This is a genomic window from Geminicoccus sp. (genome assembly GCF_036263595.1).
GTDB lineage: Bacteria > Pseudomonadota > Alphaproteobacteria > Geminicoccales > Geminicoccaceae > Geminicoccus.
The window spans coordinates 1-6,514 of sequence record NZ_DATAGQ010000086.1; the positions used below are offsets into that span (position 1 = coordinate 1).

Below are 6,514 nucleotides of genomic sequence, written 5' to 3' on the forward strand. Positions count from 1 at the left end.
GTGGGCAAGACGTAACCCAGATGTTCCTGCCGAGCGGCCGAGCCGACAAGCAGCGATGCGCCAGGGCTCTTGCCGATCCTGACGACCGCCTCAGACAGGCTCTTGCGGAAACAGCAACGTCGACCTCCTGCGATGGCTCGAATCGTCGATGACGGATGATCGCAATCATCCGGCGCGCCGGGCCGGGATGCCACCAGATGTCCAGGACTGGAGCCGAAGGCAGGTCCTGCAAATTACGATGCTGTTCGACGAACTTTGGGAGATGGCGATCCTCTTGAACCGCGACCTTGATGTCCTCGCCAGGATGGAGAACGACCAGATCGAGGCCGTGGTCAGGGAGGCCAGACGGCAGGCCGCCATGGAATGAGGCGGCGCCGGACTTAGAGCCGCTGCCCGTGTCGAACTGCTCGACCACCGATGGCCGGCAGGATGCTGTCGGTGTGACACGGGATGCCAATAGAACCGCCTGGGACCGCTGGCGACGGAGCGGACCGCTGCATCCGTTGGCCCCATCCAGATCCGTCAGAGCTTTTAGGGCTTTCCGCAGCACGAACAGGACAACCCGGTCGAAGGGGAGCGACATTGCGCAGGAATGGATGGTGGAACGCCCTGGCATTTGTTGGGCTGGCGAGCCTCGCCTTGGCCGGCCTGGATATGCAGGCGGAGGCCACGGGCGGCTCCCCTGTCGTTCAAACAGACAAGGGGCAGGTGCAGGGGGTCGTGCGGAACGGCCTGCTGGCGTTCAAGGGCATTCCCTTTGGTGCCTCACCTGCCGGAGAGCGACGTTGGGCCTCGCCTGAACCTGCCGAGCCACGGACCGGCGTCCTGCAGGCTGCCGAGTTCAAGCCACCTTGTGCCCAGGCGGCCCGCTACAACCTGACCGAGGCCAGCGACAACGAGGATTGCCTCTACCTCAACATCACCCTGCCCCACGACGGCAGCAGGCTAGGCGACGAGAGGCGGCCGGTCCTGGTCTGGATTCACGGCGGCGCGTTCGTCGGCGGCTCGGCTTCGCTCTACCGCCTGGATCGCCTCGCCAGGTCGACCGATGCCGTGATCGTCTCGATCAACTATCGCCTGGGCGTCTTCGGCTTCATGCCGCATCCGAGCTTCGAGGCGGCCCATAATGGCGGCTATGCCCTGGAAGACCAGCGCCTGGCACTTCGCTGGATCAAGCAGAACATCGCGGCCTTCGGTGGCGATCCGGACAACATCACGCTTGCAGGCGAATCGGCCGGCGGAGCATCCGTGTGCATGCATGTCGCGACACCCGAACAGACAGCTGGGCTCTTCCACAAGGCCATCATCCAGAGTGCGGCCTGCGTGCATCGGCTTCATGCGGCGGATGAATGGAACGCGTTCGGGACGAAGGTCGCCGAGGAGGTAGGCTGCGACGATCCCGCGACGGCGCTCGCCTGCCTGCGTAGGATGGACCTGCAAACGCTGATGACCGCCGGCGACAAGGTCGCCGGGTCGGATCTCATGGCCTTCGCACCAGTCTATGGCACCGAGACCCTGCCGCGACAGCCATTCCAATCGCTGCAGACCGGCAACTTCGTGCAGGTCCCCCTGCTGAACGGCGGGACCCGCGACGAGTTGCGGCTCTATGTCGGCTACGACGTCCAGGCCGGCAAGAAGATCACGGCCGACAGCTACGGCGCAAACATCCGCGAGATCTACGGTGAGCATGCGACGGTCGTCGAGCAGCTTTATCCGCTTGGCGACTATTCCTCGGCACCAGCGGCTCTGGGCTCGCTGATGTCGGATTTCCGGCCGGGCATCGGGATCAACCACTGCCTGTATGTCGAAACAGCCAGGCTCGCCTCCCGCTACGTGGCCGTCCATCAGATGGACTTCGCCGACCGGAACGCGCCGGTGCTCGGCGTCTCGATACCCGCGACGCCGGATCCCGGCTTCGAGCTGGGCGCGGTCCACTCATCGGAGTTGAACTACTTTTTTCCCAACTTCTCCAACACGTCCAAGATGAATGCGCCAGACCTCGGGCCAGCGTCCCAGGCACTTGCCGACCAGATGGTGGCCACCTGGGCGAGTTTCATGCGCACGGGCGTGCCGATGGCGCCCGGCGTTCCGGCGTGGGAAGCATTCGGCGACAAGGGAACGGCCATGCGCTTGGAGCCCGGCAGGATTGTGACCGTCGATCCTGCCGCCGAGTATCGCTGCCAGTTCTGGCAGTCGCTCTATCCGGAGTATTTCGCCAACTAGTCGACGGATGCTCCCCGCGGCACCGGTGGACCAGGCGGCGCCGCCGCAGGTCGCACCGTTGAAGCGGCAAGCAGGTCCATCGCGGCGGCGCCTCAGAACTTGCGCAGCCTGATGGGGAGCGCGCCCTGCATCGGCTGCCAGGTGATGCCGCCATCGTCGGTCCGCTCGTAGATCCAGCCGGCGGCGGTCTCGTCGTCAAGCGGCACCAAAACCTCCATCCTCTCCCGCGCCTGTACCCGAAACTCGATGGCTCCTGGGGGCAGCAGCAAGGGCGGACCGCCCTTCTCGCCCGGATAGACATAGCGAGGCTGATCGACCGCCGCCTGGCCCGGCGTACCTTGCCAGTAGCTTTCCGCAGCCACGTGTCCATTGATCAGGATGCGCAGGCGGGGAATGGCGGGATTCCCGTCCGGCAGCGTGCCCAGCTTGATCTCGACCAGGAAGGTCGGTTCATCGAGAACGATGATGCCACGCGCCATCTGTCGGGCATGATCGACGCAAACCGCCCGCATGTCACAGTTCCAATCGTTCAACGGACGTGTGCGGTGCGAGTACGCCACCTTTGCGATGCTGGATCAGTGCAGTTCGTCGGCAGAAGCGGCGATTGCGCAAACGACCAGGAACTTCGTCACCATCGTGCGCTTCATCGTGCAGGCCCTAGCAACGATGCGGCTGATCCATAGGTGCTCCTGCGATTGCAGATACAACATGGGTTAAGCGGTGCCCGATGAAGCTGGCAGTCCCCAAAGCTCCATACCTCTCCGGCCATGCCATAACTGGCTCTCTGCGGCACGAGGCGGAGCACCGTGATCGGCGGGGCGCCGATCGGCACCGGATCGGCCAGAGCATGCGGTTGAGACGACCTTAGTTCCAAGTTCATGTTGAAAAAGCGGAACTTCTGTTCACTTTGACGATGAGCAGGAAAACTGTATGATCGTTGTTCGGGAATGCTCATCTTGGTCGATTGGGCGAAAAGCAGGCGGAAGTCGCAGGCTCGTCGCTGCTTCCAGGACAAGTTGCCGCATCCACCGCAAGTTATGGAGAGGGTGCAAGAACGGTATAAGCGATCTCGGGGAGGAGTCTGGCCACCAGGCGGCCGGACGAAATGATATCAGCTAGAAGCGTGTCGGATCAGTCCGCTTTCCATGAAGAAAGCGACACTTGCAATCCGGGAGCATCACACGGGTTGTGGTACAATTTGCACCCGTGCCACACGTCTTCGCATGTCTATCGTGTAGTGCAATCAACGGTTGAGAACGGGCGTTGAGGATCGACTCTTTGCCGAACAGGTCCGAGGACAGCAGGCCACTCCGCTCCATCAGCATGATCGGCGGCATTGCCCTGGGCTATATGCTTGCCGGCATACTCAACATCACGGCCGCACGCACTGGCTACCAGCTCGTGTTCTGGCTGCCCGGTGGCATCATGCTCGCTGCCTTCCTGATCCGGCAGCCCAGGGAGTGGGCTTCTCTCGCTGCAGCCGCAATCGGCATCGATGTGGTCCTGGGTCTCGCCACCGGATCGGACATGCCGGCGGCGCTTCTCTTCGCCTTCAGGAACACGGCCGAAGCACTGGCAGCCGCCTCGCTCTTGTTGTGGGCGGTGCGACCGTGGCCCGGGCTGGAGTCGCCCCGAGCTGTCGTTGCATTTGGGTCAGCGACGCTTCTTATAGCAATGCTGGGAGCATCCGCATCGCTCCTGCTCAGTGGCGCTGGCGGTTTCGCATTGCCCTGGGGCAGCGAGCCGTTCGCATCGTTCGTGTCCCGAACCCTCGGATACCTCATCGTAACCCCTGCGCTGCTGAGCTTGGCGGCGATGCCCTGGAACGTGTGGTCCCGCCCGGCGAAAATTGGGGCCTGCGTGCTCTCCGCCGTGATCGCTGGCATCGCCTTGGCGGCACTGCCGGGCCAACTCAATCAACAGGTGCTGATCATAGCGATCATGGCCCTCCCGGTCCTGGTGCTGGTCACTGCGGCCACCTCGCTCGCGGGAGGTTCCCTGGCTGTGCTCGCGATGGCGGTCGTGGCCAGCGAGATCGCCGTTCCCGGTGTCGAAACGGGAGAGCGGCTGGCCATGGCGAGCCAATGGGGCAGCGTTGTCATCTATCTCGCGACGGCACAGGTGCTGGTCCTTATCGTCGCGGCCCAGGTCGCACAGCGTGCGCAGCTGGCCGAGCAGTTGCAGGCCGCCAAGGAGGCCGCGCAGGCGGCTCATCGCGCCAAGCTGGACTTCCTGGGGGTCATGGGTCACGAGCTCCGGACGCCCATTGCCGCCGTTCTAGGCATGACGGACCTGCTGGACGAGTCCGACCTGCCGGCGCGCGAGAAGGACTACCTGGAAACAATCAGGACGTCCGGGCAACATCTTCTGGCCGTGATCAACGACGTGCTCGACTATGCGCGAGGGGAAACGGGCCGGCTGAGACTCTCGCCGGTAAGCTTTTCCATCGTCGAGCTGATGGAGCAGATCAAGGCGTTCATGGCACCTCAGGCCGCCGAGCGTGCACTGGAGTTGCGCGTCGAGCTCGATGCCAGCCTGCCGCCGGTCGTCTCCGGGGACCCAAGGCGGCTGCGCCAGGTGCTGCTCAATCTCATGAGCAACGCTTTGAAGTTCACCCATCGCGGCAGCGTGGAGGTATCGGTCCGGCACACGCTGCTCGCCCCGAACGTCAACCGGGTCCGCTTCGAGGTGCGCGATACCGGCATCGGTCTGACGCAGGAAAAGGCCAGATCCCTGTTCCAGGCGTTCGACCTCCATGACGCATCCACCACCCGTCGCTACGGCGGGATCGGGCTGGGCCTTGCGATCAGCAGGCGTTTGGTCGACGCGATGGACGGCGCCATGGGACTGGAGAGCCAGCCCGGCAAAGGCAGCCTGTTCTGGTTCGAGGTCACCCTCCCAACAGCGGCCGCCTCCAAGCAGGTAAAGCTCGACCTGTCGGAAATGCCGCCACAGAAGGTGCTGGTCGTCGACGACAGTGCCGTGAACCGGCGTGTGATCCTGCAGATGTTGCGCCGGCATGGCCACGAGGTGACCAGCGCCCGCGATGGGCTCGAAGCGGTCGAGCTCGTGGTCCGCGGGCGCTTCGACCTGATCCTGATGGACGTGCAGATGCCTGTCATGGACGGGCTGGAGGCCACGCGCCTGATCAGGGATCTCAAGTTCCCCCAGGGGCGCACGCCGATCGTAGCCTTGACCGCCAGCATCATGCCAGACGAGTACCAGCGCTGCATCGATGCCGGGATGGACCAAGTGCTGGCAAAGCCGGTAGAGTGGCCGCAATTGTTCGCGGTCATGATGAGCTACCAGGAGGACAACTCGACGCGCGCGCTGGTCGAAGAGCCTCCGCAATAGTCGAGAATGGACGCGGCGAAGAGTGCTGCCTCGCCGCCTCCGTCAATAACCTGCAGACTGGCCGCCCGCTTCTTGGGCAGAACGTCGTGCCGGGTCATGCTGATTCAAGTGTCGGCACGATGTGCTCGCCGCACATCATCGCCGGCCGGAGCGCCGGACCTGCGGACACAATGCCCGATTGATCAAGCCGCCCGCAAACAGGGCTGAGCCTCTTTTTGCAGGCTTCGGCGGTCTAGCACGACAGCTTCCCAACCGTTGCGATAGTAAGGCCCTTACAACAGGGACGTGTACCGCCATGTCTTCGGCAGCGTGTGAGACAGGAATGGCTACAACTTTCGACATGGGGTAAAGCCGCTCACGCGCCAGAAAGCAAGAGAAGTTTCCGGGTAATGTTGAATGTTGTTTCCAAAAAGTATCCGATGGAGCCCTTGATTGGCTGCATCTCGCAGGCGGCACGGAAGGTCCGCACAGATGTTACAATGTACAGCATCCATGTCCAAATAATCATTTTCTGCTTTGGAACAAAACATGGCGGTACTATAAGTCAACGTGAGCAAATATCATAATAATTACTTGACCGTCTAAAGTAATGGTTGATAATTACTAAGTTTTTTTAATAATTCATCTCTTGTGCAAGGTGATATTCTTCAGCTATTGAGCCATCAACAGGACAGTTGGTCCGCCCCTCAGGAAGTTCGATAGAACTTCTCATTAATTCTGGAGACCTTTGATGGCCATTTCTTCCCGTGATCTTCGCGATCTGCTGACTTCCGGCGCGACGTTTTTCGGCGCCAGGCAGCCCTCTGCCACGGTGACGCCGTTTCCGCGTCGGGTTCGTTCGCCGGAGCTGGAGCTGGAGCATTTGCGGGTGGAGCTGGATGCCGAGGCCGGGCTGTTGTTCGCCCGGATGAAGCATCCCGAGCGGGCCTGCTACACG

At 62.4% G+C, this 6,514-nt stretch carries 6 protein-coding genes; 4 read left to right on the top strand and 2 right to left on the bottom strand.

Annotation, left to right across the window (positions count from 1 at the left end; translation table 11 throughout):
* Positions 1-194: hypothetical protein (locus tag VHL31_RS07375; protein ID WP_329660561.1), on the bottom strand; the 194-nt coding region annotated here is incomplete at its 3' end.
* Between the two features lie 44 nt (positions 195-238).
* Here VHL31_RS07375 and VHL31_RS07380 point away from each other — a divergent pair.
* Both VHL31_RS07380 and VHL31_RS07385 read left to right on the top strand, forming a co-directional pair.
* Positions 239-367, top strand: coding sequence for a hypothetical protein (locus VHL31_RS07380; protein WP_329660562.1), 129 nt, complete (start codon positions 239-241; stop codon positions 365-367).
* Between the two features lie 272 nt (positions 368-639).
* The gene (locus VHL31_RS07385) at positions 640-2,223 is read left to right on the top strand and encodes a carboxylesterase/lipase family protein (protein WP_329660563.1); all 1,584 of its coding nucleotides are present in this window, start codon (positions 640-642) and stop codon (positions 2,221-2,223) included.
* A gap of 92 nt (positions 2,224-2,315) precedes the next feature.
* Here the strand turns inward: VHL31_RS07385 and VHL31_RS07390 are convergent, their stop codons facing one another.
* Entirely contained in the window at positions 2,316-2,735 is a 420-nt protein-coding gene (locus tag VHL31_RS07390) for a hypothetical protein (RefSeq protein ID WP_329660564.1), read from the bottom strand.
* A 766-nt stretch (positions 2,736-3,501) separates the two neighbouring features.
* Here VHL31_RS07390 and VHL31_RS07395 point away from each other — a divergent pair.
* Entirely contained in the window at positions 3,502-5,577 is a 2,076-nt protein-coding gene (locus tag VHL31_RS07395; protein WP_329660565.1) for a hybrid sensor histidine kinase/response regulator, read from the top strand.
* Positions 5,578-6,307: 730 nt separating this feature from the next.
* A partial coding sequence (locus tag VHL31_RS07400; protein WP_329660566.1) for a hypothetical protein occupies positions 6,308-6,514 on the top strand: 207 nt, incomplete at its 3' end.